At 68.5% G+C, this 26,538-nt stretch carries 27 protein-coding genes; 20 read left to right on the top strand and 7 right to left on the bottom strand.

Going from position 1 to position 26,538, the window contains the following annotated elements; all coding sequences use genetic code 11:
• Window positions 1-67: 67 nt before the first annotated feature.
• The 3 genes from ABH933_RS00135 to ABH933_RS00145 all read left to right on the top strand — a co-directional run bounded on the left by ABH933_RS00135 (window position 68) and on the right by ABH933_RS00145 (window position 2,398).
• Entirely contained in the window at window positions 68-1,831 is a 1,764-nt protein-coding gene (locus ABH933_RS00135) for an ABC transporter ATP-binding protein (RefSeq protein ID WP_429413586.1), read from the top strand.
• A gap of 51 nt (window positions 1,832-1,882) precedes the next feature.
• Window positions 1,883-2,086: a hypothetical protein gene (locus tag ABH933_RS00140; protein WP_429413589.1), complete on the top strand. Its 204-nt coding sequence runs from the start codon at window positions 1,883-1,885 to the stop codon at window positions 2,084-2,086.
• A gap of 84 nt (window positions 2,087-2,170) precedes the next feature.
• A complete protein-coding gene (locus tag ABH933_RS00145; protein WP_429413592.1) occupies window positions 2,171-2,398 on the top strand; it encodes a type II toxin-antitoxin system PemK/MazF family toxin in 228 nt (75 codons plus the stop codon).
• Here ABH933_RS00145 and ABH933_RS00150 read toward each other — a convergent pair.
• Window positions 2,388-3,146 carry an SDR family oxidoreductase gene (locus ABH933_RS00150; RefSeq protein WP_429413595.1) on the bottom strand — a complete coding sequence of 253 codons (759 nt, stop codon included), beginning with the start codon at window positions 3,144-3,146 and terminating at the stop codon, window positions 2,388-2,390. The two genes, ABH933_RS00145 and ABH933_RS00150, sit on opposite strands and share 11 nt — an antisense overlap.
• Before the next feature lie 52 nt (window positions 3,147-3,198).
• On the opposite strand from ABH933_RS00150, the gene ABH933_RS00155 reads away from it, so the two are divergent.
• Both ABH933_RS00155 and ABH933_RS00160 read left to right on the top strand, forming a co-directional pair.
• On the top strand, window positions 3,199-3,546 hold the full coding sequence (locus ABH933_RS00155; protein WP_429413598.1) for a winged helix-turn-helix transcriptional regulator: 348 nt from the start codon (window positions 3,199-3,201) through the stop codon (window positions 3,544-3,546).
• 58 nt (window positions 3,547-3,604) lie between these two features.
• Window positions 3,605-4,003: a subtilase-type protease inhibitor gene (locus ABH933_RS00160; RefSeq protein WP_429413601.1), complete on the top strand. Its 399-nt coding sequence runs from the start codon at window positions 3,605-3,607 to the stop codon at window positions 4,001-4,003.
• Here ABH933_RS00160 and ABH933_RS00165 read toward each other — a convergent pair.
• Entirely contained in the window at window positions 3,949-5,007 is a 1,059-nt protein-coding gene (locus tag ABH933_RS00165) for an FAD-dependent oxidoreductase (RefSeq protein ID WP_429413604.1), read from the bottom strand. The genes ABH933_RS00160 and ABH933_RS00165 overlap by 55 nt on opposite strands.
• A 285-nt stretch (window positions 5,008-5,292) precedes the next feature.
• Between ABH933_RS00165 and ABH933_RS00170 the strand changes: the two genes are divergently transcribed.
• The 4 genes from ABH933_RS00170 to ABH933_RS00185 all read left to right on the top strand — a co-directional run bounded on the left by ABH933_RS00170 (window position 5,293) and on the right by ABH933_RS00185 (window position 9,654).
• On the top strand, window positions 5,293-5,745 hold the full coding sequence (locus tag ABH933_RS00170) for a hypothetical protein (protein ID WP_429413607.1): 453 nt from the start codon (window positions 5,293-5,295) through the stop codon (window positions 5,743-5,745).
• Between the two features lie 98 nt (window positions 5,746-5,843).
• Complete coding sequence (locus ABH933_RS00175) at window positions 5,844-6,761, top strand: metal-dependent hydrolase (protein WP_429413610.1); 918 nt, start codon at window positions 5,844-5,846, stop codon at window positions 6,759-6,761.
• Complete coding sequence (locus ABH933_RS00180; RefSeq protein ID WP_429413613.1) at window positions 6,758-7,861, top strand: PDR/VanB family oxidoreductase; 1,104 nt, start codon at window positions 6,758-6,760, stop codon at window positions 7,859-7,861. Before ABH933_RS00175 ends, ABH933_RS00180 begins: the two co-directional genes overlap by 4 nt.
• A gap of 26 nt (window positions 7,862-7,887) precedes the next feature.
• On the top strand, window positions 7,888-9,654 hold the full coding sequence (locus tag ABH933_RS00185; RefSeq protein ID WP_429413616.1) for an SDR family oxidoreductase: 1,767 nt from the start codon (window positions 7,888-7,890) through the stop codon (window positions 9,652-9,654).
• A gap of 190 nt (window positions 9,655-9,844) precedes the next feature.
• On the opposite strand, the gene ABH933_RS00190 is transcribed toward ABH933_RS00185, so the two are convergent.
• Window positions 9,845-11,278 (bottom strand): alpha/beta hydrolase, encoded by a 1,434-nt coding sequence (locus tag ABH933_RS00190; protein ID WP_429413619.1) that lies wholly within the window; start codon window positions 11,276-11,278, stop codon window positions 9,845-9,847.
• On the opposite strand from ABH933_RS00190, the gene ABH933_RS00195 reads away from it, so the two are divergent.
• Window positions 11,277-11,891 (top strand): TetR/AcrR family transcriptional regulator, encoded by a 615-nt coding sequence (locus ABH933_RS00195; RefSeq protein WP_429413622.1) that lies wholly within the window; start codon window positions 11,277-11,279, stop codon window positions 11,889-11,891. The genes ABH933_RS00190 and ABH933_RS00195 overlap by 2 nt on opposite strands.
• A 113-nt stretch (window positions 11,892-12,004) precedes the next feature.
• Here the strand turns inward: ABH933_RS00195 and ABH933_RS00200 are convergent, their stop codons facing one another.
• Window positions 12,005-12,394, bottom strand: coding sequence for a RidA family protein (locus tag ABH933_RS00200; protein WP_429413625.1), 390 nt, complete (start codon window positions 12,392-12,394; stop codon window positions 12,005-12,007).
• A 72-nt stretch (window positions 12,395-12,466) separates the two neighbouring features.
• On the opposite strand from ABH933_RS00200, the gene ABH933_RS00205 reads away from it, so the two are divergent.
• Both ABH933_RS00205 and ABH933_RS00210 read left to right on the top strand, forming a co-directional pair.
• Window positions 12,467-13,375 (top strand): LysR family transcriptional regulator, encoded by a 909-nt coding sequence (locus ABH933_RS00205; RefSeq protein WP_429413628.1) that lies wholly within the window; start codon window positions 12,467-12,469, stop codon window positions 13,373-13,375.
• Window positions 13,376-13,572: 197 nt separating this feature from the next.
• Window positions 13,573-13,788 (top strand): hypothetical protein, encoded by a 216-nt coding sequence (locus ABH933_RS00210; RefSeq protein ID WP_429413631.1) that lies wholly within the window; start codon window positions 13,573-13,575, stop codon window positions 13,786-13,788.
• 48 nt (window positions 13,789-13,836) lie between these two features.
• Here ABH933_RS00210 and ABH933_RS00215 read toward each other — a convergent pair whose 3' ends face one another.
• Window positions 13,837-14,859, bottom strand: coding sequence for a TerC/Alx family metal homeostasis membrane protein (locus ABH933_RS00215; protein WP_429413634.1), 1,023 nt, complete (start codon window positions 14,857-14,859; stop codon window positions 13,837-13,839).
• A gap of 287 nt (window positions 14,860-15,146) precedes the next feature.
• Here ABH933_RS00215 and ABH933_RS00220 point away from each other — a divergent pair, with 287 nt between their 5' ends.
• From ABH933_RS00220 to ABH933_RS00250, 7 genes are all read left to right on the top strand, one after another.
• Window positions 15,147-16,142 carry a zinc-binding dehydrogenase gene (locus tag ABH933_RS00220; RefSeq protein WP_429413637.1) on the top strand — a complete coding sequence of 332 codons (996 nt, stop codon included), beginning with the start codon at window positions 15,147-15,149 and terminating at the stop codon, window positions 16,140-16,142.
• 88 nt (window positions 16,143-16,230) lie between these two features.
• Window positions 16,231-17,760 (top strand): amino acid permease, encoded by a 1,530-nt coding sequence (locus ABH933_RS00225; protein ID WP_429413640.1) that lies wholly within the window; start codon window positions 16,231-16,233, stop codon window positions 17,758-17,760.
• 10 nt (window positions 17,761-17,770) lie between these two features.
• A complete protein-coding gene (locus tag ABH933_RS00230) occupies window positions 17,771-18,499 on the top strand; it encodes a FadR/GntR family transcriptional regulator (RefSeq protein ID WP_429413643.1) in 729 nt (242 codons plus the stop codon).
• 10 nt (window positions 18,500-18,509) lie between these two features.
• On the top strand, window positions 18,510-19,892 hold the full coding sequence (locus ABH933_RS00235; RefSeq protein WP_429413646.1) for a glutamine synthetase family protein: 1,383 nt from the start codon (window positions 18,510-18,512) through the stop codon (window positions 19,890-19,892).
• A 3-nt stretch (window positions 19,893-19,895) separates the two neighbouring features.
• Entirely contained in the window at window positions 19,896-21,290 is a 1,395-nt protein-coding gene (locus tag ABH933_RS00240; protein ID WP_429413649.1) for an aldehyde dehydrogenase family protein, read from the top strand.
• A gap of 24 nt (window positions 21,291-21,314) precedes the next feature.
• On the top strand, window positions 21,315-22,094 hold the full coding sequence (locus ABH933_RS00245) for a 3-oxoacyl-ACP reductase (protein WP_429413651.1): 780 nt from the start codon (window positions 21,315-21,317) through the stop codon (window positions 22,092-22,094).
• Window positions 22,087-22,803 (top strand): gamma-glutamyl-gamma-aminobutyrate hydrolase family protein, encoded by a 717-nt coding sequence (locus tag ABH933_RS00250; RefSeq protein ID WP_429413654.1) that lies wholly within the window; start codon window positions 22,087-22,089, stop codon window positions 22,801-22,803. Before ABH933_RS00245 ends, ABH933_RS00250 begins: the two co-directional genes overlap by 8 nt.
• A 15-nt stretch (window positions 22,804-22,818) precedes the next feature.
• Here ABH933_RS00250 and ABH933_RS00255 read toward each other — a convergent pair whose 3' ends face one another.
• On the bottom strand, window positions 22,819-23,706 hold the full coding sequence (locus tag ABH933_RS00255; RefSeq protein ID WP_429413657.1) for a cation diffusion facilitator family transporter: 888 nt from the start codon (window positions 23,704-23,706) through the stop codon (window positions 22,819-22,821).
• A 105-nt stretch (window positions 23,707-23,811) separates the two neighbouring features.
• Window positions 23,812-26,064: an FUSC family protein gene (locus tag ABH933_RS00260; RefSeq protein WP_429413660.1), complete on the bottom strand. Its 2,253-nt coding sequence runs from the start codon at window positions 26,062-26,064 to the stop codon at window positions 23,812-23,814.
• 180 nt (window positions 26,065-26,244) lie between these two features.
• Between ABH933_RS00260 and ABH933_RS00265 the strand changes: the two genes are divergently transcribed.
• Window positions 26,245-26,511 carry a hypothetical protein gene (locus ABH933_RS00265; protein WP_429413663.1) on the top strand — a complete coding sequence of 89 codons (267 nt, stop codon included), beginning with the start codon at window positions 26,245-26,247 and terminating at the stop codon, window positions 26,509-26,511.
• Window positions 26,512-26,538: the final 27 nt, after the last annotated feature.

A 26,538-nucleotide genomic window follows, 5' to 3' on the forward strand; every position in this document is an offset into this window, starting at 1 on the left:
CACTGTTCTATGGAATAATTGTGAGCCAAGCTCAGTTATGAGCGGTAGTTCCCGGAAGGAGGCGCCTATGGCAGCCCAATCCCCACCTCAGCTCCGCCGGATCCTCCGGCTCTTCCGTCCCTATCGCGCCCGCCTGGCCCTGGTCGCCGCGCTGGTGGCCCTGTCGTCCGTCGTCTCCCTCGCCTCGCCGTTCATGTTGCGCGCGGTCCTGGACGACGCCCTGCCGCACGGCCGCGTCGGCCTGCTGACCCTGCTCGCCGCCGGCATGATCGCGGTCGTCGTGCTGACCAGCGTGTTCGGCGTGCTGCAGACCTATATCTCGACCGCCGTCGGCCAGCAGGTCATGCACGATCTGCGCGCGGCGGTGTACGCGCGGCTGCAGAGCATGCCGCTGGCCTTCTTCACCACCACCCGCACCGGCGAGGTGCAGTCCAGGATTGCCAACGATATCGGCGGCATGCAGTCCACGGTCACCTCGACCGCCACCTCGCTGGTATCGAACTTCACCTCGGTCGCCGCGGCGATCATCGCGATGATCGCGCTGGACTGGCGCCTGACGGCCGTCTCGATGCTGATGCTGCCCTTCTTCGTCTGGATCAGCCGCCGCGTCGGCGACGAGCGCCGCCGGATCACCGGCCAGCGCCAGCGCCAGCTCGCGGGAATGTCGGCGATCGTGGAGGAATCGCTGTCGGTGAGCGGAATTCTGCTGGGGCGCACCATGGGTCGCGCGCCGGAACTCGTGGACGACTTCTCGCGCGAATCGCGCGGGCTGGTGGATATGGAGATCCGTGCGAGCATGGCCGGGCGCTGGCGGCAGGCGACGATTCAGATCGTCATGTCGGCCATGCCCGCGGTGATCTACTGGGCCGCCGGGCTCACCGTGGCCTCAGGGCATCCGCTGGTCTCGATCGGCACCCTGGTGGCCTTCACCACGCTGCAGACCGGGCTGCTGCGCCCCGCCGTGCAGCTGCTGTCCACCGGTGTGGATATGCAGAGCTCGATGGCGTTGTTCGGCAGGATCTTCGAATACCTGGATCTGCGCCCCGATATCGAGGAACCGGCCGATCCGGTGCCGCTACCGGCCGCCTCGGGCGCGGTGCGATTCGACCGGGTCGGCTTCGCCTACGATCCGCAGGACCGGAATGTGCTCAGCGACGTCGACATCACGGTTCCCGCGGGGACCTCGCTGGCCATCGTCGGCGAGACCGGCTCGGGCAAGACCACTCTCGGCTATCTGGTGGCGCGGCTGTACGACGCCAGCACCGGAGCGGTCACCATCGATGGAATCGACGTGCGCGAGCTGAGTTTCGCCGATCTGTCGGCGGCCGTGGGCGTCGTGTCCCAGGAGACCTATCTGTTCCACGCCTCGGTCGCGGACAACCTGCGCTTCGCCAAACCCGATGCGACGGACGAGGAATTGATCGCCGCCGCCCGGGCCGCGCAGATTCACGAGCACATCGCGAGCCTGCCCGACGGCTATGACACCCTCGTGGGCGAGCGGGGCTATCGCTTCTCCGGCGGCGAGAAACAGCGTCTCGCCGTTGCCCGCGCCATCCTGCGCAATCCGCCGATCATGGTCCTGGACGAGGCCACCAGCGCCCTGGACACTCGTACCGAACGCGAGGTGCAGGCCGCCATCGACGCGCTGGCACAGGACCGCACCACCATCACGATCGCGCACCGCCTGTCCACGATTCGCGACGCCGACCAGATCGTGGTGCTGGACTCCGGGCACGTCGTCGAGCGAGGCACCCATCGGGAACTGCTGGAACGCAACGGTTTCTACGCGGGGCTCTTGTCCCGGGACGAGGTGCTGGAAGCCGTCGCCTGATCGATGCCGGTTGATCGACCGTGGTACCGGCCCCGGGTTGATCATGGGTGTATGAGCGCGATCAACTTCCGGGCCAACGAGCACGACCAGCAGCTACTGGCCAAGCTTCAGCATCGCGACGAATCCATCGCGGACGTCATTCGCAGGGCTCTGGCTGCTCTGGAGCGGATCGAGTGGGAACGCGAAGCCCAGCAGACGGCGCGAGCCATCATGGCCAGTGGTGAGAACCTCGGCGACGAACCGGATGAGTGGTGAGCGTGATCCGCGGCGCGGTACACCGCATCAATCTCGGCGACGAGAAACGGGGTCACGAACAGCGCGGCCGCAGGTACGGGGGTCGTGCTTTCGGTGACGGACTGGACGGTGGTCACCGTGGTCCCGACATCCACCAGCGCGCAGGCGTCACCTTTTCGGCCGGAGATCGAGCTCAATGAGCGGAGAACGCGGCTGCTGGTGGACCAGATGCGCTCGATCGATACCCAGTATCTGTACGACATGGTCGGGTTCCTGACGGGCGAGGATCTGACCGCCTTGGAGACGGCGGTGCGGCGATACGTCAGGCTGTAGCGGGGGATGGCGGCCACTGCGCGAGGTAGTCCGCGCCGCCGATGTATACCGTGTGCCCGGAGGCGTGATTGCCCGTGGTGGCATCGGCGACGGCGGTCGCGAATTCCTCGATCGTCGGCAGCGCGCCGTGCTCGGTCCGGGCGGCGACCGCGTCCGGATCGCGGCGCTCCAGCAGCCGCACGATGATGGTGCCGTCGATCATGTCGCCCGAGACGATCGTGAAACCGATTCCCCGGGAATCGAATTCGCCGGTCAAAGCGCGCAGCGCATCCTCGCCGGCGCGCTTGCTCGCGGCGATGGGCTCGTACTCGGACGGGACGGGTTTGCGGCCGTGGAAATGTGCCTGGTGGCTGGTGACGAAGACGATGCGGCCGCCGCGGGGGATCAGTGGCAGGAACAATTGCACCAGGCGCAGCTGCGCGTCCCGGTTGATGGCCATGGCGTAGTCCGGCCTCGCGCCGCGCTCGAGTCCGCCGGATGCGTTGAGCACCAGCACATCCAGGCGCCCGAACCGCTCGGCGATCTCCGTGCTCAGCCCGCGTGCGGCGGCCTCGTCGGACAGGTCCGCGCCCGCGATCGAGGCGCTGCCGCCCGCCGCGGCGATCTCGTCGGCGAGGTCCTGTGCGCGCCTGCGCTTCTCGCGATAGTTGAGCACCACGTGATCGCCGCGCGCGGCCAGCACGCGCGCCGTCTCGGCCCCGATGCCGCGCGAGGCGCCCGTCACCAGCGCGATTCTGCTCGACTCCATATGCCCGCCCTCCTCCGCTGCTTCTATTTCAGAACCACTATGCTGGTTCTAAATGAGAAGCGCAAACGATTCGGGGTCCACCGGGCGCGACCCGGCCGCAGGGCCGAAGCAGGCGATGGAGCTGCTCGGCCAGCGCTGGATGCTGCGCGTGATCTGGGAGCTCGAACCCGGGCCGCTGGGATTCCTGGAGCTGCGCCGCCGGATGGGCAACTGCTCCTCCAGCATGCTGTCGGTGCGCCTGCAGACGCTGCAGAGCGCCGGGATCATCGTCAAGCGACCCGACAAGTCCTACGAGTTGACCTATCCGGGAGTCGAACTGGGCCGCGCCCTGGAGCGGCTGTGGAAGTGGTCCGACCGGTGGCGCGACACGATCAGCCCCCCGGACGAGAACCCCGCCTGAAACATTCCGCCCGCCGCGATCGACAGTCCATGCACAACTCGACGATGAGGAGAAGCCGATGATCGCCCTCCGTGCCGCGGTCCTGGCCGTGGCCGTCGCGGGAGTCGCCGCGGCGCCCGCGCAGGCCCAGTCCTCGACCCCGCTGCCCTCGGCCCTCACGCTGACGGTGTCCAAGAGCACTGTGCCCGCAGCGGGTCCGCGCACGGTGCTACTCGTCTGCTCCCCGACGGTGGGCGGCACCCATCCGAACGCCGCGGCGGCCTGTGGCGAACTGGCCGCGGTGGGCGGCGACTTCGAGCGCCTGCACGGCCACCCGATGCGCTTCTGCCCGATGATCTACGATCCCGTCACCATCACCGCCGAGGGTGTCTGGAACGGCGCCTCGGTCTCGTATCGGCACACCTACCCCAACTCCTGCGGGGAGCTGAACCGCAGCACATACGTGTTCGCGTTCTGAGCCGGCTCCCGCTGCCGCCTCGCTCGCCCGTGGACGGCGAGAACTTCCTCCCGGCGGCGGCGCATGGCGGCGGCGGGATCGGCCCCGGACAGCAGCGCCCGGCACAGCGCCGCGGCATCCTCGATGGCGTCGCGGGCGCCCACCCCGGCGGCGGGGCTGAGCGCGTGATCGGCGTCGCCGCACAGGATCACCGGCGCGCGGGGCGGGAGCGCGCGGGTCAGCGGCACCGTGCGGGCATTGGAGACGTGCACCATTGTGGTGGCCTCGAGCAGGGTGTCGAGCAGGAACGGAATCGTGGGCAGGGCCTGGCGGATCGGGGCGATCCAGCGGGCCAGCGGATGAAATCCCGTGTAGCCCACCGGGATCGGCTCGCGGGTTAGTCGCACGAACCACACCGTGACCTGATCGTTCCAGAAGTGCCCGAAGGTGGCCGGGCTCGCGTCCACCCGGCGATGGAAATGCAGGACGGACGGGGCGGTGTTGGGCCGGGTGCCCGGTGCGGCGGTGGCATACAGCACCACCTGGCCGGCGTATTCGGGCTGCCGGGCGGGCTCGAGGCGGGTGCGGGCGATCGAATCGATGCCGTCGGCGGCGATGAGCAGCTCGGCCGCGGTGCCGCCCGGGTACAGCACGCCGGTGTCGGGATCCAGATCGGTGATGGCGGTGCCGTAGTGGATCTCGGCCTTGGAGTCGTCGGCGAATTCGGTCAGCACCCGCATCAGGTCGGTGCGGTGGTAGAGGCGGTGGCCCGCGGCGGGATTCTCCCGCATCTCCTCGGCGGGGGAGCTCACCCGGAACCCGGTCGTCGGATACGACGCGCGCTCCAGCTCGTCCGCGGGAACCCCCAGCTCGGTCAGCGTGCGGTGCGCTCGGCCGTCCAGGAACAGGAACGCGCCGCCGCGCACGTTGGGCCGGCGCTCGTAGACGATCGCCTGATGGCCCGCCTGGGCCAGCGCGCCCGCGAGCACGGTCCCCGCGATGCCGCCGCCGAGGATCGTCACCATCTGCGTGCCCCCCGGCCGCCGGTCTCCGGTGCGCCCCCGGTCAATGTTTCTCCTAGCGTGGACTTTTCATCGCTGCGGGCGCCCACGGGAGTGGTTCACCGATGGCGATTCCAACGCGATCTTCCGTCTCTCCATTCCTAGCATCGTCACCGGAGCGGCGCTACCGTCTTACCCGGTGGGCAGCGCGATCCGGCGCGTGGGGGTGCCACCCGGGGCGGGTGTGCGCTAGCCTGCCGGAATCGACGACGGGCCGCGGATGCGGCGGCACGGGCTGGGAGCGAGAGTATGACGGTGATGGGATCGATTCGCCCGCGTATCGCGGGCGCGCTGGTGCTGGCGTGCCTGGCCGCGACGGCCGCGGCGTGCGGTTCGGGCACATCGAATCCCCCGGGGTCGGGCACCGATGCCTCCGCGCAGCCGAAGAACCTCCCGGAAGTGATCGACTGTTCCTTCGACAAGCCGGCCGTGCGGCCGGTGAACCTGATCCTTGCCTGTGCCGATCTGGGCGCCGAGGTCGACAAGATCACCTGGAAATCCTGGACGGCGGACAAGGCCGAGGGCGAGGGTACCGAGCGCGACAACACCTGCATTCCCAACTGCGCCGCCGGGCATTACATCACCAAGCCGGTGCACGTCGTGCTGTCCGATCCCGCCCAGCCGGCCAATCTCTATACCAAGGCCACGACCACCGACGAGAAGGGCAAGATCTACAGCGTTCCGCTGGTCAAGCAGCGATGACGCCCTTTCGACTATAGCTGTTACTCCTGGTCGCATATACACGCGAAATTTTGCTACGCTCATGTAGCGACCGCGTCGACGATGACCAGGAGTGCCCGATGAAGTTACTTCCCATGCTGTCTGCCTGGCGTACCCGCCAGGAGGCGGCCGATCCGGGCGAGGTAGCTCTGCACGCGCGCAACGTGCAGTTCGACTGGCGCGACACCCCGCTGCACTGGATGCCGGACGAGCCGATCGCCTCGCACGTGATCAACGCGTTGAATCTGTTGCTTCCCGAGGGGGAGCGGATGTTCTGCCTGGCCTTCTCCGAGGCGTTGGCGCTGGTGCGCGACGAGAAGCTGCACGAGCAGATGCTCGGATTCATCGGGCAGGAATCGATGCACGCCGAGACGCACAACGGCGTGCTCGAGCAGGTGCTCACCACGCACGGCATCGACGTCGAGGCCTATGTGCGGCAGATGGAGTATCTGTTCCGCAACACCCTGGGTCCCCGCCCCGGACGCGACGCCGCCGCGGTGTTCCAGACCCTCGTCGAGCGCCTGGGCGTCATCGCGACGCTGGAGCATTTCTTCGCCTTCCTCGGCGACTGGGTGCTCAACGCCGACCTGGAGCAGTTCGGCGCCGATCCGCGGGTGCTGGATCTGTTCCGCTGGCACGGCGCGGAGGAGGTCGAGCACCGGCACGTGGCCCACGATGTCGCGCGCTACTTCGACATCGGCTACCTGCGCCGCTGCGCGCTGATGCTGATGGTCTTCCCGATCTTCCTGTGCCTGGTCGGGCGCGGCACGAAATTCCTTGTGCACGAGGACCCCTCGCTGCCGAACATGCGCTATCCGCAGCTGCTGTTCCGGATCTTCGGCGCGATGTGGCGCGGCGCCCTGCCCGGCGTGCCGTCGCTGCTGTGGAGCGCGGGATCGGTGCTGCTGCCCGGCTACAACCCCGAATCCGTCGGATCCACCGCCCAGGCCGTGGCCTACCTGGCCAAATCGCCCGCGGCGCAGGCGCTGGCGTCGTGACGCGACGCGTTCCGCTGTCCCGGCCCGCCGACCTGTACGGAAATCGGCGCGGCGACAGGGCGATTCGGGTCATCGATGCCGTGGCCACGAGCAGGCTGCGCTGGGCCACGCTGATCAACCGGCGCCCCGCGCACGGTTCGGTCGACGATCACCGCCTGAACCTGCGGGTCGCGCAGCGGCGGGTGGAGGCCCACGACGCCGACGTGGTCAGCCTGCTGCTGACCGCGCCGGACGGCCGCGCGCTGCCGCCCTGGCGTCCCGGCGCCCACCTGGATCTGGAACTGCCCTCGGGCCGGTTGCGCCAGTACTCGCTGTGCGGTGATCCTGCCGATCGGCACAGCTATCGCGTTGCGGTCCGCCGGATTCCGGACGGCGGCGGCGGTTCGATCGAGGTGCACGACGACCTGGGTGTCGGCCGTGCGGTGACCGTGCGTGGTCCGCGCAACGCCTTCCCGTTCGTGCTGCCCGGGCACGGATCCGATGCCGCCCGTGTGCATTTCGTGGCCGGAGGTATCGGCATCACGCCTATCCTGCCGATGGTGCGGATGGCGCACCGGCTCGGCGTCGACTGGTCGATGGTCTATACCGGCCGCAGTCGCGACTCGCTGGCCTTCCTCGAGGAACTGGAGGCGTTCGGCGATCGCGTGCGCGTGCGCACCGATGACGAACACGGCCTGCCCGGAGCGGACGAACTTCTCCCCGGCGTCGGCGCGGACACCTCGGTCTACTGCTGCGGGCCGGTCCCGATGACCGCGGTGATCGCGGCCGCGGTGCGCGAGATGCCCGGCGTCGAACTGCATTGCGAGCGCTTCTCCGCCCCGCCGGTGCTCGACGGCACGGCCTTCGAGGTGGAGCTGGCCCGGACCGGCGAGGTTATCGCGATCCCGGCCGATCGCTCGGTGCTCGACGCGGTGCTCGAGGTGCGGCCCGATCGTCCCTACTCGTGCCGCCAGGGCTTCTGCCGCACCTGCCGGGTGACCGCGCTGTCCGGCGAGGTCGACCATCGCGACACCGTGCTCACCGACGCCGAGCGCGCCGAGGGCGACATGCTCATCTGCGTATCCCGCTGCGGCGGTGACCGTCTCGTACTGGATCTGTGAATCTTCCCCTCGTCGAAGGAGAGACAATGCCCGCCTCGCCCCCTGCTCCCGACGCGGAGCGGACCGTTCGCAGCGGCGAATTCGACCTCGCCGTCTACGAATACGGCGATTCCGCCGCCGAGACCGTGATCCTGGTGCACGGCTGGCCCGACGACCACCACCTGTGGGACCGGGTGATTCCGTTGCTGGCCGGGCGTTTCCACGTCGTCGCCTACGACACCCGCGGGCACGGCCGCTCCACCCGCACCAGCCGCACACAGGACTATCGCCTGGATGCCTTCGCCGCCGACTTCTTCGCGGTCGCCGATGCGATCAGCCCCGAAAAGCCGGTGCACGTGCTGGCGCACGACTGGGGTTCGGTGCAGATGTGGGAGGCGGTCTGCGAACCGCGGGCCACCGCGCGGATCGCGTCGTTCACCTCGGTGTCCGGGCCGAACCTGGACCACATGGGTAAGTGGATGCGCGCCAAGCTGTCCCGCGGCGCGGCGTGGGGTCCGTTCACCCAGCTGCTGTCCTCGGCCTACACCTTCCTGTTCATGACGCCGGGTGTGCCGCGCGTGGTGCTGCGGCCGCTGTCGGCGGAGGCGGTGTGGCGGCGCTTCGTGGGCCTGATGAACGAGACGGCCCCGGAGAACGTGCGGCTGGGCCCCAATTTCCGCGAGGATTTCTTCGACGGGATGCGCATCTACCGCGCGAATATCGTGCAGCGCCTGGTCGATGCCCGCGAGCGCCGCACCGAGGTGCCGGTGCAGTTGGTGATCGCCGGCCGCGACGTGGCCGTGCGGCCCGCGGGATACGAGAACGAATCGCAGTGGACCGAGCGGCTGTGGCGGCGGGAGGTCCCGGCGGGCCACTGGCTGCCGTTCTCGCATCCGGAGCTACTGGCCACTGCCACCACGGAACTCATCGACTCGCTCACCGCGGGTACGCCGTCGCGCGCACTGCGGCGCGCGGAGGTGAGCGCGCGTGTGCGGCGCCCGTTCGAGGATCAGCTGGTCGTGATCACCGGCGGCGGCAGCGGAATCGGCCGCGAGACCGCCCTGGCCTTCGCGCGCTGCGGCGCGGAGATCGTGGTGTCCGATGTCAATCTGGATGCGGCCAAGGAGACCGTCACGCTCGTGGAGGCCGAAGGCGGTGTGGCCCACGCATATTCGGTGGACGTCTCCGATGCGGACGCCGTCGCCGAGCATGCCGCGACCGTGATCGCCGCGCACGCGGTGCCCGACGTGCTTGTCAACAATGCCGGAATCGGCCAGGCGGGCGACTTCTTCGACACGTCTGCGGCCGAGTTCGACCGGGTGCTGCGGGTCAACCTGGGCGGGGTGATCAACGGCTGCCGCACCTTCGGCGCCGCCATGGCCGAGCGCGGGCTCGGCGGGCACATCGTGAACCTGTCGAGCATGGCCGCCTACACCCCGCAGCGCGGTTTCAGCGCCTACTCGACGAGCAAGTCGGCGGTGTTCATGTTCTCCGACTGCCTGCGAGCCGAACTGTCCGGCAAGGGGATCGGCGTGCACACCATCTGCCCCGGCATCGTGCACACCAATATCGTTGCCACCACCCGATTCTCGGGCCTCTCGGCCGAGGATGAGGCGGCCAAGCAGGCCAAATATGATGAGCTGTACCGCAAGCGGCACTACGGGCCCGAGAAGGTCGCCGCGCAGATCGTGCGTGCGGTGCAGGACGGACGCGACGTCGTTCCGGTGACACCGGAAGCCCACCTGCAGTATCACTTCCATCGGTTCGCGCCGGCGATCGCCCGATTCGTCGCGGCACGGGTGAAGCTGACCTGAGGTGTGAACCGGGGCGGCTCGCGCTGACCTGCCGTGCAGCTCGAAGCGGTCGCCGCAACCGGTGGCCCCGATGCCTCATGTCGAGATGCGCGCGTGGAGGTGTGCTGCGCGAGGGTGCGATGGTGGGCGGCGTCGGGCCGGCTGACGACACATCAGCCGCCCACGGTGTTCCCTGGCCGCCGGACCGGCCCTACCGGTGTTCGCCGAGGAAGGTCGGAATGTCTGCGGCCGTGGGGTAGTTGGGAAGCGGTGCCGGCTTGTTGTCGAGGAAGGCGGTGATGACCGATGCTGCGCGGTCGTGGTTGTCATCGAGGCTGTTCCAGATGTGATGGCCGACGCCGGTGATGTATTGGGTCCGGGCAATCGCGGGATCGGACGCCAGGACGGCCGTCGCCCATTGGCGCAATTGGTGCGAACATTGGGCCATCACCAGCATCGCCGGAACCTTGGATGCGCGCAGTTGCGGAGCGATCGAGGGCGAATGGGTGATCGTGTCCTGGATGCGGAGGCTGGCGGCCGGGTTGAACGAGAAGTTCGCGGCGCTGTCCTCGACCGGGATGCGCTGGGCGTCCTTCGCGCAGTAGCTGTTCGCCGTGTCGCTGCCGAGATCGGCGGCCCGGAAGGCGTTGACCGCCTCGGCCTGGCCGACCATCTGATCCTGGGGAGACAGTAGCCCCAGCCGCTGCAGCCCGAAGGCAACCGCATAGCGCGGCATGGAGACCGAGCGTGGGCCGCCGGGTGGGGGAGCGATCCCGGCGGCCGTGGCGCTTCCGATCCAGCCGGCCAGATGCTCCGTGGGGCCGTCCATCGGTCCCGGCTCCACGATCACTGCCCTGTGGATGAAGACCGTGCTTGCGGCGTCGGCCAGGGCTCGCGTGAGGATCACTGCCCCGGAGGAGAAACCGATCACGTCGGCGCGTCGGCCGGGGACGTGCTCCAGCACTGCCATGAGGTCGCGCACCGAGCGGTCGATGGTGTAGTCGCGCATGGGCAGCGGATCGCTTCGCCCGCCGCCGGCTTGTTCGTAGGCGTACACATCGAAGCCATCGTCGGCCAGCCGCCGCAGAAACGTGTGGTCGATCAGGGCGATGCTGCGGACGGGACCACCGTTGAGATACAGCAGCGGTATACCGTGATGCGCGACGCCCGCCTGCGGTGCGTAGTGATACACAGCGACACGGCTGCCCGTCGCCAGCGTCCAACGCTCGCTCGAAACTCCGGGTAGGTCCGGACGATACTGCCAGCTCGTCGAAACGGTTGGTACGCAGGCGCTGGCGGTGAGCGCGCAGGCCAGACCCGTCTGAATCAACATGTGCACGGCGGCGCGCCGGCGGTCACGGGCCGCCAGTAGTCCGGCAGTGGCCGTGCCGATCATGGCAGTGACGGTCCATGCCGCCCATCCACGCCCAGCCCCGCCGGTCAGCACCACGACAGCCAGGAACACCACGACCAATGCCAGTACGGCCGTGACGTGGATGGCCGTGGTCCGTAACACTCGCAAGCTCTGTCGAACGAACGTCACTACGATCTCCTCAATTTCAGAACATTGTTCTAAAAAACTGTAACACTGTTTCAGAACAATGTTCTGTAACAGTGTTACCTGCGAAGTAGACTGCGTCTCCATGGGACGTCCGCCAACCAACGATGACGCCACGCGCGAACGCCTCGTCAGCGCTGCGACGAATCTGCTGCGCGACCGCTCGTCGGATCGCTTGTCGATGCGCGAAGTTGCCGCTGCCGCAACCGCTTCGACCACCTCGATCTACACGTTGTTCGGAAGCCGGGAGGGTCTGCTCGCCGCCGTGCGCCGGCGCGTGGCGGCGCAGCTGTTCGAAGTTCTGGTCGCGGTACCCGCGGGTGACGACCCGCTCACCGACCTGCTGGCGATGGCGTCGGCCTATCGGCGGTGGGCCCTGGACGAGCGGCACTTTTACGCGGTAATCTTCGGCGGCGGCACGACCTACACTCCCAGCGGCGCCCCGAGCGACCAAGACCCGGCGGCGCCGCTCGTCGAGGCGATCAGCCGCGTACACGCCTCCCTGCACCCGACCGCAGAGGTGAACCACATCGCTGTCGCGGTCTGGGCGACGCTGCACGGATTCGTCACGCTCGAACTCGACGGGACCCTGCCCTCGGCGTACATCGACGCGGTGATCCAGACGGCCGTGAGATCATTGGTTCTCGGCTGGCACGTACCGACTTCCAGCAGCCGATATCACGGTGCGCCGACCGGGTGAGCAGGGCCATAGTCGCCCACACCGACAGATCCCGCCGCTACCGGCCTAACCGAAGTCGGCGACCAATCGATCCAGCGCCGCGCCCGTTCACCCAGATCGGATTACGCGGACGGTTACTCGGTGATCCGCCGGGCGTACACCTCGATCTCGATCTTCATGCGGGGATCGGCGAGGCCGCACATGAGCATGGTGGCGGCCGGCCGGACCTCGCCGAAGGCGCAACGCAGTACCGGCCAGCAGGGCTCGAAGTCGGCCCGGTCGGGCAGCAGGTAGCGCACCCGCACTACATCAGCGAAGGTGCACTTCGCTTCGGCCAGGGCAGCCTCGATGTTGCGCAGGCACTGCTCGGCCTGCTCCACCACGTCGTCTGAGATCGTCATGGTGGTGTAGTCGAATCCGGTCGTCCCGGACACATGAACCCAGTCGCCGTCGACCACGGCGCGGGCATAGCCGATCTGTTCCTCGAACGTGGAGCCGCTGAGGATCGAACGTCGCTCTGTCATGCGCCGAATGCTAAGTGACCAGCACTGATACGTCTAATACGCCTTCAGGCATGGAGTGATATCTCTATTAGTATGGAGCGCCCTGAACTTCCCCTTCCGCAGCTGCATGCCTTCGTCGTGCTCGCCGAGGAACTCCACTTCGGCCACGCCGCCTCCCGCTTGGGCATCGCCCAACCGCCGCTGAGCCAGCAGATCCGTCGCCTGGAGGACAAGGTCGGATACGCGCTGTTCAGCCGCGAGCCCGGGCGCATCGGCCTCACCCCGGCAGGCCGGGAACTCCTCCCCGCTGCCCGGCATGCCCTCACCGACCTCGCAGAGGGCCTGACCGCAGCCCGAGAGGTCGGCAGCGGCAGGGCTGGCCGGCTGCGGATCGGCTTCGCCGCCTCCCTTGCCCTCACCGTCCTCCCCGGCTTGCTGCATACCTTCCGGAAACGGTTTCCCGCCGTGGACCTGGACATCCATGAGATGACCACCACGCCCCAACTGGCCGCTCTGCGCGAAAGGACGATCGACATCGGCCTGCTGCGGGAGCCGCCTGCCCATGACGCGGAACTTGGATTCGAGACCGTGCTGACCGAACAGTTCGTGGCCGTCCTGCCCTCCTCACACCCACTCGCGGCACAACGAGCCGTCCGAGTCGAGCAGTTGGCGGACTACCCCTTCGTGCTCCTGCCTCGAGCCGTCGGCCCGCCGCTGTACGACCAGATCACCAACCTGTGCACCGCCGCAGGCTTCACCCCCCGAGTGACTCAGCACGCCGTGGAATGGCAGACCGTCTGCGCCCTGGTGGAAACCGGCCTGGGAGTGTCGCTGGCCCCGAAGAGCATCCGCCGCATTCGCCTCAAAGGCGTTGCCTTCCGCGGGATCGAGCCCAACACCGCGCGCACACGAATCGCCGTCGCCTGGCGCAAGAACGATTCAAACCCCCTGGTCCCGCGTCTCTTGGCAGCTCTCAATCAAGATCCGCTGGACAAGACGTAGTGTCAGTCCCTTGATGTGCAATGCGTACCCGCACCGACTCGACCGGGCTTGGGGCACAAGCGCTTTCGGGGCTGCCGAATCCCGACCGCGGCGGGTCGGTCGCACGCTCGCGGCGACCGGATCGAGAGCGGGGGCTTGCACTTGCGTCGCTGGTAGGTACACGCTTGTGTATGGCATATGTCGGAATCTTTTTTGCGATGCTGGCCGTGTCCCTGATCTCGGCGGTCGTGCTGGCGGTGTTCGTCGACGCCCTGCTGCATCTCATGATCTTTTTCGGTCCGAATCATCTGCGAGAAATGAACAAGACCGGCTGGCACTTCGAGAAGCACGAGGATCCCTGGACGACCAGGCTCGCGCGGGAGATGCGATTGCTGCTGGACCCGCGAGAGCACGTCGGGACGGTCCCGCACTGAGTATCCGGACCGGTCGAGGGCCGTCGCCGTCGGCGGAGTAACGCCGGGCTAGGACGCGGAACCCGCTGCGGTGGCGTCGTTTTCCCGCGCTGCCCGGGTGGCCCACAGGCTGCTGGCGGTGACCGTCGCCAGCACCGCCACGATCACCCCGAGCGAGGCGTGCGTCGGGATCTGCGGCATCCCGTCCCAGATTCCGTGTGCCCAGTGCAGCACCAGCTTCACCCCGATGAAGGCCAGGATCACCGCGAGCCCGTAGGCCAGGTGGACCAACCGGCTCAACGCCGCCCGCAGCACGAAGTACAGCGCGCGCAGTCCCAGCAGTGCACAGGCATTGGTGGCGAACACCAGGTACGGGTCGCCGGTGACGCCGTACACCGCGGGCACCGAATCGACCGCGAACACCAGATCGGTGGTCGCCACCGCGGCGACCACCAGCGCCAGCGGTGTCAGCGCACGCCGTCCGGCCTCCCGCACGGTTATCCGCGTGCTCCGGTAATCGTCCGTCACCGGCAGTATCCGGCGCAGCAGCCGCACCGACCGCATCGAGGAGACCTCGACCTCCTGCTCCTGTCCGCCGGCCGCGTCCACCAGCAGTTTCGCGGCCGTGACCAGCAGAATCGCACCGAACAGCAGAAATGCCCAATCCAGCGAGGCCAGCGCGGCGGCGCCCAGCGCGATGAAGAGCCCGCGCAACACCAGCGCGCCCGCGATCCCGTACAGCAGCACCCGCTGCGCGAGCGCCGCGGGCACCGCGAACGCGGCCAGCAACAGCATGAAGACGAACAGATTGTCGACCGACAGCGACTTTTCGAGTAGATAGCCGGTGAGGAATTCCGTGCCAGGCCGCGCGCCGTACCCGGCCCAGATGGCCGAACCGAAGGCGAGCGGCAGGGCCAGGTAGACCACCGTCCACCCGATCGCCTCGCGCATGGATACCTCGTGCGGGCGGCGGGTGACTGCGAAGTCCAGCACGAGCAGGGCCAGCACCCCGGCGATGGTCACGGCCCAGAGCCAGGGCGAGGCGATCGTGTGCAGCTGGGACGATGCGAGTGCGGATGTGGCCGGATTCATGGATCTCCTCGGGTACGGCAAATAACCCGAGGTCTCCTTCACCCGCTGCCGGGCGACCATCCGGGGAATCCAACGGTGGAATCCGTACTGACCGGAATGGCGCTTGGGAAGTACTCCCCTCACCGATCATGGTAGCGACGCCGCGATCCCTCAGCAAATCGCATCCGCGGGTACCGGAGATGCCCGGTGTGCCCGCGACTTTCGCTCGCAGCGAACAACTTGACCTCAATCTATGTTGAGGTAAGAGGCTGTTCCCATTGTTCGACAACGAAGGGATGTGGCCGGAAATGCGTGTGGTAGAGGCGAAGTCGTTCGGAGGCCCGGATGTGCTGGTGCCCGGTGAGGCGCCCGATCCCGTGGCCGGCGCGGGCGAGGTCGTGGTGGATGTCGCCGCCGCGGACGTGATGTTCCTCGATACCCGCCTGCGCGACGGGTCGGGGGTGAACTACTTCCCGGTGCAAACGCCTTACGTGCCCGGCGGGTCGGTGTCCGGTGTGGTGTCCGCCGTCGGGCCCGGCGTCGACCCGGCCTGGGCGGGCAAGCGCGTGATCGCCCGCACCGCCGCCAGCGCGATCGGTGGCGGGGTGCCGACCGGCGGATACGCGGAAAGGGCACTCGCCCAGGCCGATGCGCTGCTCGAGGTGCCCGAGGGGCTGGACCTGGTGCAGGCCGCGGCGCTGGTCGCCGACGGCCGCACCGCCGTCGCGGTCGCCGAATTCGCCGATCCGAAGCCGGGGGAGTGGGTGCTGATCACCGCGGCGGCCGGCGGGCTGGGCACGCTGCTCATCCAGCTGGCGCGCGCGGCCGGGGCGCGGGTTGTCGCCGCGGCCCGCGGAGAGGCGAAACTGGCACTGGCACAACGCCTCGGCGCCGAGGCGGTGGTCGACTACGACGAATACGGCTGGGCCGACCAGGTGCTGGCGCTGACCGGTGGCACGGGCGTGCAGGTGGTTTTCGACGGCGCGGGCGGGCCGATCGGCATCGACGCGCTGGGCGCGGTCGCGCCCGGCGGACGGTTCCTCGGGTACGGCAATGCGGCAGGCGGATTCGCCGCGATCTCCGCCGAATCCGCGGCCGCGTCGGGCGTCGCCGTGACGATGCTGCCGGATCTGCTGCGCGCGGATATCGATTGGGCAGCGGCGGGCCGCCGGGCGCTGGCGGAGGCCGCCGCCGGAAAGCTGGAAGTCGTTGTGGGCCAGACCTTCCAGCTCGCCGATGCGGCCGCGGCCCATGCCGCGATCGAATCGCGAACGGCGATCGGCCGCACGATCCTCACGGTGTGAAATAAATGGATTGAAGTCAGGCCATTGACATTTAGCTGTGACGCGGGCAACATTCGCTCATCACCCTCCTGTGCCTGAAGGAGAAGCCATGGGCCGCGAGATTCCCCCCGTCGACAGCGATGCCGCTGTCCTGGCCGAGCTCGGATACAAGCAGGAACTGCACCGCGGGCTGACCGGCTTCTCCAACTTCGCGGTGTCGTTCTCGATCATCTCGATCCTCGCGGGCTGCATCACCTCGTACGGGATCGCGCTGATCTCCGGGGGCCCGGCGGCCATCGACATCGGGTGGCCGCTCACGGGGGCCTTCGTGCTGTGCGTCGCGCTCGCGATGGCCGAGGTCTGCTCGAAGTACCCCACCGCGGGCGGCCTGTACTTCTGGGCCGGGCGCCTGGCCAAGCGAAACAAGCGCCAGTGGGCCTGGTTCGTCGGGTGGTACAACTTCCTCGGCGAGGTCGCGGTGACCGCCGCGATCGATTACGGGGCGGCGGTCACGATGATGGCCTTCGCGAACCTCATGTGGGGCGTCGCGCCGCATCCGCTCAACACGTTCATCCTGTTCGTCGTCCTCATCGTCGTGCACGGCCTGCTCAACACGTTCGGTGTCACGCTCGTGAGCCTGCTGTCCAACGTCTCGGCGTGGTGGCACATCGCAGGCGTGGCGATCATCGTGGGCGCGCTGTGGATCATGCCGACCTCGCACCAGTCGGCGGCCTGGACGTTCACGGCCTGGCACAACCAGACCGGCTGGGGGTTCAGCCCCTACGTCTTCGGCATGGGCCTGCTCATGGCGCAGTACACCTTCACCGGATACGACGCCTCGGCCCACGTCGCCGAGGAGACGAAGAACGCCGCGACCGCCGCGCCGCGCGGCATCGTGATGAGCGTGCTGGTCTCGATCATCGGCGGCTGGATCCTGCTGTACTCGATCACGGCGGCGATTCAGAACGGCAGCCAGGACGGACTCACCAAGCTCGCGGGGACATCGACCGGCCTGCCGCCGGCCCAGGTCTTCCTCGACGCGCTCAACAATCCGGCGGTCGCGAAGTTCCTGCTGTTCCTGGTGTGCGGCGCCCAGTTCTTCTGCGGAATGGCGTCGGTGACCGCGAATTCCCGTATGAGCTACGCGTTTTCGCGCGACAACGCGATTCCCGGATCGCGTCTCTGGGCGCGGGTGAACCCCCGCACGGGCACGCCGACCAACTCGATCTGGCTGTGCGTGGCGCTCTCGGTCGTGCTCGCGGCGCCGGCGCTGTTCAACTACACCGCGTGCCTCGCGGTGACCTCGATCGCCGTCATCGGCCTCTACATCGCGTATGTGACGCCGGTGCTGCTGCGCCGCCTGGACCGGAACTTCGTGCCCGGGCCCTGGAGCCTCGGCAAATGGAGCCCGATCATCGGCTGGATCGCGGTGGTCTGGGTGGTCTTCATCGTGATCCTGTTCGTCCTGCCGCCCACCTCGCCGATCACCGTCAGCACGTTCAACTACGCGCCCATCGCCGTGGTCATCGTCGCCGCGCTGGCCACGGTGCTGTGGCTGACCCGGGGGCGCCGGCACTTCATGACATCCGAACAGGACTCACACCTGACCATCCGGGCCGAGAAGCTCCTCGAGGAATAGCCTGACCACCGTGAGCAGCACGATGGATTCGCCCCTTGTCGATGCCATGTTGCACCCCGTGCGAGGGCACATGGCCTTCGAGTCGTGCGTCGAGCAGCTCGGCTCCGCCATCCAGCTCGGGATCTTCCCGCCGGGTTCGAAACTGCCGAACGAGCGCGAGCTCGCCGAGCGGCTCAACGTCTCCCGCGCGACGCTCCGCGAGGCCATCAGCGCCCTGCGCACCGCCGGGTTCGTCACGACCACGCGCGGGCGCGGGGGCGGCACGGTCGTCGCGGCGATCGCGGGGGAGTGGCCGGGGGAGGTGAATCCCGCCGCCGACCGGCGGGCCGGGATCGAGGACATCGTCGTATTCCGCTCGGTGATCGAGCCCGGGGCGGCGTACCGGGCCGCGAAGACCGCCCTGGGCTCGCAGCAGCGCGCGCTGCTGACCGGCTGTCTGCGCGATCTGGAACACGCCGCGACACCCGCGGACTACCGGCAGGCCGATGCCCGGCTCCACCTGGCGATCGCCACGGTGTGCGGATCGGACGAGCTGTCCAAGGCGTGCAGTCTCGTCCAGGCCAAGGTCCACCAGTTTCTCGCGGAAATCCCGTTCCTCCAGGCGAATATCGCCAATTCGGACGGCCAGCACTACACGATCGTGCACGCGATTCTCGATGGCGACGCCGAACGTGCGCGTTTCGTCATGCACGAGCACTGCGACGCGACCGCCGCTCTTCTCAAGGGCCTACTGAAATGAGTTCTCCCACATGAACCTTTCCGACGTCTCGGTCCGCAACGATCGAATGCTCACGGTCGACGAGCTCCGCTCCGCGATCGACCTCGGCGACATCGACACGGTGATCCTGGCTTTCACCGATATGCAGGGCCGGTTGCAGGGCAAGCTCCTGCACGGCCAGTTCTTCCTGGACACGGTGCTGGATCACGGCACGGAGGGCTGCAATTACCTGCTCGCCGTCGACGTCGAGATGAATACCGTTGCCGGGTACGACATCTCGTCGTGGGACACTGGTTACGGGGATATGGTCTTCGAGCTCGATCTCGCGACCATCCGCCGCTTGCCGCACCGTCCGGGAAGCGTGATGATCCAGTGCGATCTCGCGCTCGAGGACGGGACTCCCGTTCGCGTGTCGCCGCGCTCGATCCTGCGCGGGCAGGTCGAGCGGGCCGCGGCCCACGGCTGGAAGGCGCTGGCCGGTACGGAACTCGAGTTCATCCTGTTCGACACGAGCTACGAGAACGCCTGGGCGAGCGGCTATCGCGAGCTGGCGCCCGCCAATCAGTACAACGTGGACTATTCGATCCTGGGCTCGGCACGGGTCGAGCCGATTCTGCGCGAGATCCGAAACGCCATGTACGGAGCGGGATTGAACGTCGAATCGGCCAAGGGCGAATGCAATCTCGGCCAGCACGAGATCGCCTTCAAGTACGACGAGGTCATCACCACGGCGGACAACCATTCGGTCTACAAGACCGCGGCCAAGGACATCGCCCAGCAACGCGGGAAGTCCATCACCTTCATGGCCAAACCCAATGTGCGCGAAGGTAATTCGTGCCACATTCACCTGTCGCTGCGCGGCCTGGACGATGCGCTCGTCTTCTGGGACCACGCCGCCGGGCGCCGAACCCCGCTCTACGACCACTTCGTCGCCGGCGTGCTGGCGACGATGCGCGAATTCACGCTGCTGTACGCGCCGAACATCAACTCCTACAAGCGCTTCGTCAAGGGCTCGTTCGCGCCCACCGCGGTCGCCTGGGGCCTGGACAATCGCACCTGCTCGATCCGGCTCGTGGGTCACGGGCCGAGCGCGCGCCTCGAGAACCGCCTGCCCGGCGGTGATGTCAACCCGTACCTCGCGATCGCCGCGATGCTCGCGGGCGGACTGCACGGCATCGAGCACGAACTTCCGCTCGAGCCCCAGATGCTCGGGAGCGCTTATGAATCCGGCGCGCCGACCGTGCCGGCCACGCTGCGCGATGCGCGCGAAGCATTCGCGCGGTCGGCGGTCGCCGCCGAGGCGTTCGGCGACGACGTCGTCAAGCACTACCTGCACTACGCCGACACCGAGATCGCCGCGTTCGATGCGGCGGTCACCGACTGGGAACTCCGTCGCGGATTCGAAAGGCTCTGATATATGCGCATTCCCACGTCCCCCTTCAGCGCGGGCGGAGAAGTCACCGCCCTGAATCCGGCGACGGCCGAACCGGTCGCCGCCGTGCGCCTGGCCGGCCTCGCGGAGACCGATGCCGCGATCGAGCGGGCGCATCGCGCCTTCCCCGCCTGGCGGGAGGTCGCACCCGCCGCCCGCGCGCGGCTGCTGCGAAACTTCGCCGCCGTCGTCGACGAGCATCTCGAGGAGCTCGCACGGCTCGAGGTCGCGAACGCGGGCCACACGATCGGCAACGCGCGCTGGGAGGCGGGCAACGTCCGCGACGTGCTCACCTACTACTCGGCCGCGCCCGAGCGGCACTTCGGCCGGCAGATTCCCGTGTCCGGCGGGCTCGATGTCACCTTTCACGAGCCGCTCGGCGTCGTCGGGATCATCGTCCCGTGGAACTTCCCGATGCCCATCGCGGGCTGGGGGTTCGCACCCGCGCTCGCGGCCGGAAACACGGTCGTGCTCAAGCCCGCGGAACTCACGCCGCTGACCGCGATGCGCCTGGGCGAGCTCGCCCACGAGGCGGGCCTGCCCGAGGGCGTGTTCACGGTCATCCCGGGCAAGGGCAGCGTTGTGGGTGAGCGCTTCGTGACCCATCCACTCGTGCGCAAGGTGTGCTTCACCGGCTCGACGGAGGTGGGCAAGGGCATCATGCGCGGCTGCGCGGACCAGGTCAAACGCGTCACGCTCGAGCTCGGCGGCAAGAGCGCGAACATCGTGTTCGCCGACGCGGACCTGGAGCGGGCCGCGGCGAGCGCACCGGGCGGCGCGTTCGACAACGCGGGGCAGGACTGCTGCGCGCGCTCGCGAATCCTGGTCGAGCACACGGTGTTCGAGCGCTTCCTCGACCTGTTGCGGCCGGCGGTCGAGGGCTTCCGCGTCGCGGATCCGACCCTGCCGGACACCGAGATGGGGCCACTCATCTCGGCGCGGCAGCGCGATTCGGTCACCGCGCATCTCGACGGCGCCGATGTCGCGATTACGGGCCGCACGGTCGGCGACTCCGAGGGCTTCTGGCTCGCCCCCCGCGTCGTGCTGCCCCGCGGAGTGCAGGACCCGGTGTGGCGGCACGAGCTGTTCGGGCCCGTCGTCGCGGTCATGCCGTTCACCGACGAGGCCGACGCGATCGCGAAGGCCAACGACACCGAATACGGGCTGTCGGGATCGATCTTCACGCGGGATATCGGGCGGGCGCTGCGGGTCGCGCGCGGCGTCGAATCCGGCAATCTCTCGGTGAATTCGCACTCCTCGGTCCGCTATTGGACCCCGTTCGGCGGGTTCAAGCAGTCCGGGCTCGGCCGCGAACTCGGGCCCGACGCACCCGACTCCTTCTCCGAGGTCAAGAACGTCTTCATCGCCACGGACAACTGAGCATCTGACGAAAGGCACACAGGCATGGGAAAGCTCGACGGCAAGGTCGGGGTCATCACGGGCGGCTGCAGCGGGATCGGCCTCGCGACGGTCCGCAAGTTCGTCGCCGAGGGCGCGCAGGTCGTCATCGCCGACCTCGACGAGGTGCGCGGCAAGGAGATCGCCGCGGAGGTGGGCGGGGAGTTCGTGCGCGCCGACGTCACGAACGCCGACGACGTCGCGGCGATGTTCGCGCACGCGAAACAGGTCTACGGCCGCATCGATATCGCGTTCAACAACGCGGGCATCTCGCCCCCCGACGACGACTCGATCCTGAAGACCGGCATCGACGCGTGGGATCGCGTCCAGAAGGTCAACCTCACGAGCGTGTACCTGTGCTGCAAGGCGGTGCTGCCGTACATGCTCGAGCAGGGGAGCGGTTCGATCATCAACACCGCCTCGTTCGTGGCGATCATGGGCGCGGCGACGTCCCAGATCTCCTACACCGCGTCCAAGGGCGGCGTGCTCGCGATGACCCGCGAGCTCGGTGTGCAGTTCGCGCGCAAGGGAATCCGGGTCAACGCGCTGTGCCCCGGACCGGTCAACACGCCCCTGCTGCAGGAGCTGTTCGCGAAGGATCCCGAGCGCGCCGCGCGCCGCCTCGTGCACGTCCCGATGGGCCGCTTCGCCGAGCCCGAGGAGATCGCGAACGCGGTCGCGTTCCTGGGCAGCGACGAGTCGAGCTTCATCACCGCGACGGACTTCCTCGTCGACGGCGGCCTGTCGAACGCGTATGTCACGCCGCTGGATTCCGACTTTGAGTGACACGCCGGTCATCGGCCTCAGCACCTACCGCCAGGCGGCCGACTGGTCGTCCTGGCGCGGGGTCGAGGCCGATCTGCTGCCTTCGGACTACGCCCGCGCGGTCGAGCGCGCGGGCGGTATCCCGCTGCTCCTGCCGACCTTCGCGACCGCGCGGGCCGCGTCCTCCGCGGTCGACCGCCTGGACGGGCTGCTCCTGGCCGGAGGTGCGGACATCAACCCCGCCCGCTACGGCCGGCCCCCGCACGAGAGCGTCACCGCCTGGTACGACGACCGTGACGCCTCCGAACTGTGGCTCCTGGCTGCCGCCCAGGCCCGGCCCCTGCCCGTGCTCGGCATCTGCCGCGGCATGCAGCTCATGGCCGTCGCGGCCGGCGGAACCCTCGTCCAGCATCTCCCCGACGTCGTCGGCCACGCGGTGCACTCCGGCGGCGACGGCGACTACTCGACGGTCCCCGTCACGGTAGCCCCCGGCCACCGCATCTCCGACCTCATCGGCAACGAGCTACTCGTCCGCTCCCACCACCACCAGTCCGTCGCCACACACCCCGGGTACGTAGCGACGGCCCGCGACGCCGACGGCGTCATCCAAGCTATGGAGGCCCCCGGCCCCCGCTTCGCCGTAGCCGTCCAATGGCACCCCGAAACCACAAGCGACTGCGGCGTTTTCAAGGGCCTCATCGAAGCCTGCCGCTCCACCCCAACCCCGTGACCGAGCCCGAAAGACTCATTGGACCCATCTCCGCTGAGCGGTGAAGACCACAGAGGTCGAATACCGGTGCCCCAGCGTGTGCAGATCGTGGTCGATCTCGGCACGCAGACCGTCGAAATAGTCGATGTCGCGGCGCGCCGCCGCCGCACCCACCACGAATGCCAATTCCACATCGACTCGGCTGCCCACGGTCGAGGCCCGGACGATCGATTCCTCGAATCCGGCCCGCGCCCGAATCCGTTCGCCCAGATCCCGCAACTCGTGCAGCATCGGTTCCGGCGGCGCCATGGTGAGAATCTCCCGGAAGCCCGAGCGGAACAGCCCCAGCGGAATCCACAGATAGATCAGCGATACGCCGATGACCAGGGCCGGGTCGACGAACCGCGCGGCATACCGGTGGTCCGTCGCCTCCAGCACGGCCGCCACCCCGAACCCGGCCAGCGTCACCAGGCTCAACATCGCATCGCCCATCCATTCCGCGGCCTCGGCCCGCACCAGCGCCGAATCGCCGCGTGCCGCGCGGCGCAGCACCAGCGCGACGACGACGCTCGTCAGCGACGCGGTCACCGCGTACGCCAGCGCCGAGGACACCGAAACAGCTCGCCCGCCGTGAAAGATCTCCCGCACGGCATTGACCGACCCGTAAACACACAGTCCTGCCAGCGCCGTCGATTTGACCACGACGGCGATCGATTCCCAGATCTCCCGCCCCCACGGATATCGGGCGTCCGCACCCTTGTCCGCGGTATGCCGGGCCCCGATCGCGAAGCCCGACAACGCGATGCTGACCAACGAATACAACCCGTCGAAAACGATCATCTGCGATCCCGCCGCGATCCCCCACAGCAGCGACACCACGACGAAGAACACCGAAGCCCACAGCGAGAACATCAGCGCGCGCATGAACCGAACGCTACGACCTGCCACGATTCCCCGGCATGAACATTCACGTCTCGGTACGGTCACGCCCGCGCGGACCTGCATGACCGGGCCGCGGTGAGCCGTCGCCTACTTCCACCACGGCAGCGCGCGCTGGCGTGCCAATTCGTCGGCGGCCTCCACCAACTCGGCCAGGTGTGGGTTGACGTGCTGGATGTGCTGCTCCACCCACAGGGTGCACGGCAGCACCGAGACCGAGGCCGACGCCGCGATGGTGTCCAGCTCCGGCGGGACCAGCGAGGCGGCCGGCAGCGGGGCACGACCGACCAGGCTGTCGCCCAATTCGTCGAACCAGAGCGCCAATTGGGCGGATTGGCCGTGCAGGGCCTGGCTCACCGGGTCCGGTTCGGCGTCGGGATGGGGCAGACCGGCCAGTGATTGGGCGGTCAGGCGCAGCCGGGTCGTGCCGGTCACGAGGCGCCAGAGATGTTCGCGCGGCATGCGTTTGGTGCCACGCTCGGCCAGGTAGCCGCGGACCGCCTCCTCCAGGCGCATATCAGCAGTGAGCGTGCGGCCCTGATCGGGCGGCGAGTTGCGCATCCCCAGTGCCCATTCCACCGCACCGGCCAGATAGTGCCCGCCCTGATGGAACGCGTCGGATAGGTCGTCGCGCACGATCTGCCCCGCCCCGCGCGGCCAGAACAGCGCTCCCACAACCACACTGACGAGGCAGCCGATCGCCACGTCCTGCACCCGCAGCACGCCGACCTGCCAGCCCACCGGGACGATCAGGTTGTAGAGCACCGAGACGGTCAGGGTGAAGGCGGCCTGGCCGACCGCGAAGGGCGCCACGCCGGGCGCATACGCGGCGATCAGGGAGACCACCGGCAGTGCGATCCACATCGCGACCGGGCCGGTGCCGATGGCCAGCAGCAGCGCCGCGCCGACCACGAATCCGAGCACCGTGCCCGCCAGCGCCCGCAAAGCCGTTGCGCCCGTGGTGGATGCGCTGGTACGCAGCACGGACATGGTGCCCAATACCACCCAGAACGCGTGCTGTACCCCGCTGATGTCCGCGACCGCGGTCGCGGCCGCCAGACCCAGCGCGCCGCGCATGGCGTTGAGGAACCACACCGAGCGCAGGCTCGCGTGCCCGAGGGTGACGCCGCCGACGGCGCTCAGAATTCCGAGACGTCGCCGCGGAGCGGGCAATTCATCCGTCGCGGAAGGAGATTCGACGGCGTAGTCCGCGAGCCCGGCGACAGTGAGGGTCTGCAGGGCCGCGGTGCGCGCCCCGAGGCCGATCGTGCGGGCATGGAAGGAGATGTCCACGGCGTCGGCGTAATCGGGCCGTCCGATATCCATGTGGCGCAGCGTGGTGACGCTCTCGTCCAGCGCACGCTCCAGGCGTTCGAGATCGGCGGTGACCCGCGGGCCGTCCCCGGAGCCGTCCAGCAGTCCCGCCACCTCCCGCAGCACCGTGGCGGTCGTGACGAACAGCGCCTGCTCCACGTCGATCTGGATGGTGAGGTCGGCATGCTCGCTCAGGCAGTCGTCCATTACGCTGGCGATCCACTCGAGCATGCCGACCATTGCCGTCAACGCCTGGTCGGCCGCGGTGAGCCCGGTGGGCCGGTTCGGCCCGGAATTGAACTGTTCCAGCAGCCGGTGCTTGGCCTCGATCGCCGCCACCCTGGCCGCCTGGGCCGTGGTCTGGGATGCCGTCGGCTCGGATTGGACCGCAAGGGCACCGGATTCGGTCACGCCGCGGCCCTGCGCGGCCGTGGCGGTGGGCGCGGACGCCTCGCAATCCGCCAGCGCCGCGTCCAGCCGGTCGGCCAGCGCGCGCGCCAGCGTCGCCGCGGCCGCGCGCACCCCATCGCTGTTCGGCCGTGGCGAGATGAGCAGCACCGCGGCGGTTCCCACGATCGAGGCCAGCCACCAGCCCGCCAGCCGCGACGGGATCGCCTCGATCGCGCCGGGGGAGGCGGCGGGCAGCACGAACGCGAGCAGCGCGGCCGTCCCGCCGGCCGCCACATTCGGCCCGATCACCCCGGCGAACAGCACCGCGAACCCGACCACCAGCGTGACCACCACCGCGAGCCACACGATGGTGTGCACCACGGTGCCGATCGCCAGCAGCACACTGCCCACCACCGCAAGCCCGAGGTGGCCCAGCAGCTTATCCCTGCGGCTGCCCCCGAACGAGGCCATGACCAGCGTGGCGAAACCGCCGAACGCCGCGAAGGTCGCCATATCCATGTTGCCGATTGCCTTGGCGGTCAAGGCGAATAGTCCCGGAACGACGAGGGCGGCGCGGAGTGCCCGCAGTGCGGCGGGCATCGACCACAGCCGCGCCACCCGGGCGCGCAGTTCGATCATGCGCCTACATTACGGGCGCGCGCCGGTCGGCGGCACGCTGTGGGCGTCGTGAATTCCCCCTGCCCGCCGCGCCACGATCCGCGGCCCCGCCATTCCATGAAAGCAACAACCGGCGATCTTCTCGGGCGGCCCCGGTAATCTCGGCCCCCGATCATCGTGTCGTCGTCGAGAGTGCTGCCCATGCGTATGCGCAAACCCCTGATGGGATTGGTTGTGCTGGCCGGATTCACCGCCTTGACCGCGGTGGCGCCCGCACAGGCCCAGGGATATCCGCACCGACCGGAGGTCCCGCAGAACTTCACCTGTACCGCCCAGGACTGGGCCGGACATGCGCTGGCGCCGGTGACCCTCCAGGTCCCGGGCGACACGTACGACGCCGCGCGCCGGGCACAGGTCCTGTGGCGTGGCAAGGCGAAGTACGCAACCATCGCCTGCACCGCGAGCTGACCGAGGGCCTATCCCGGCTGCACGGCG

The organism is Nocardia sp. GP40, from assembly GCF_050434125.1.
In the GTDB taxonomy this organism is placed as follows: domain Bacteria; phylum Actinomycetota; class Actinomycetes; order Mycobacteriales; family Mycobacteriaceae; genus Nocardia; species Nocardia albiluteola.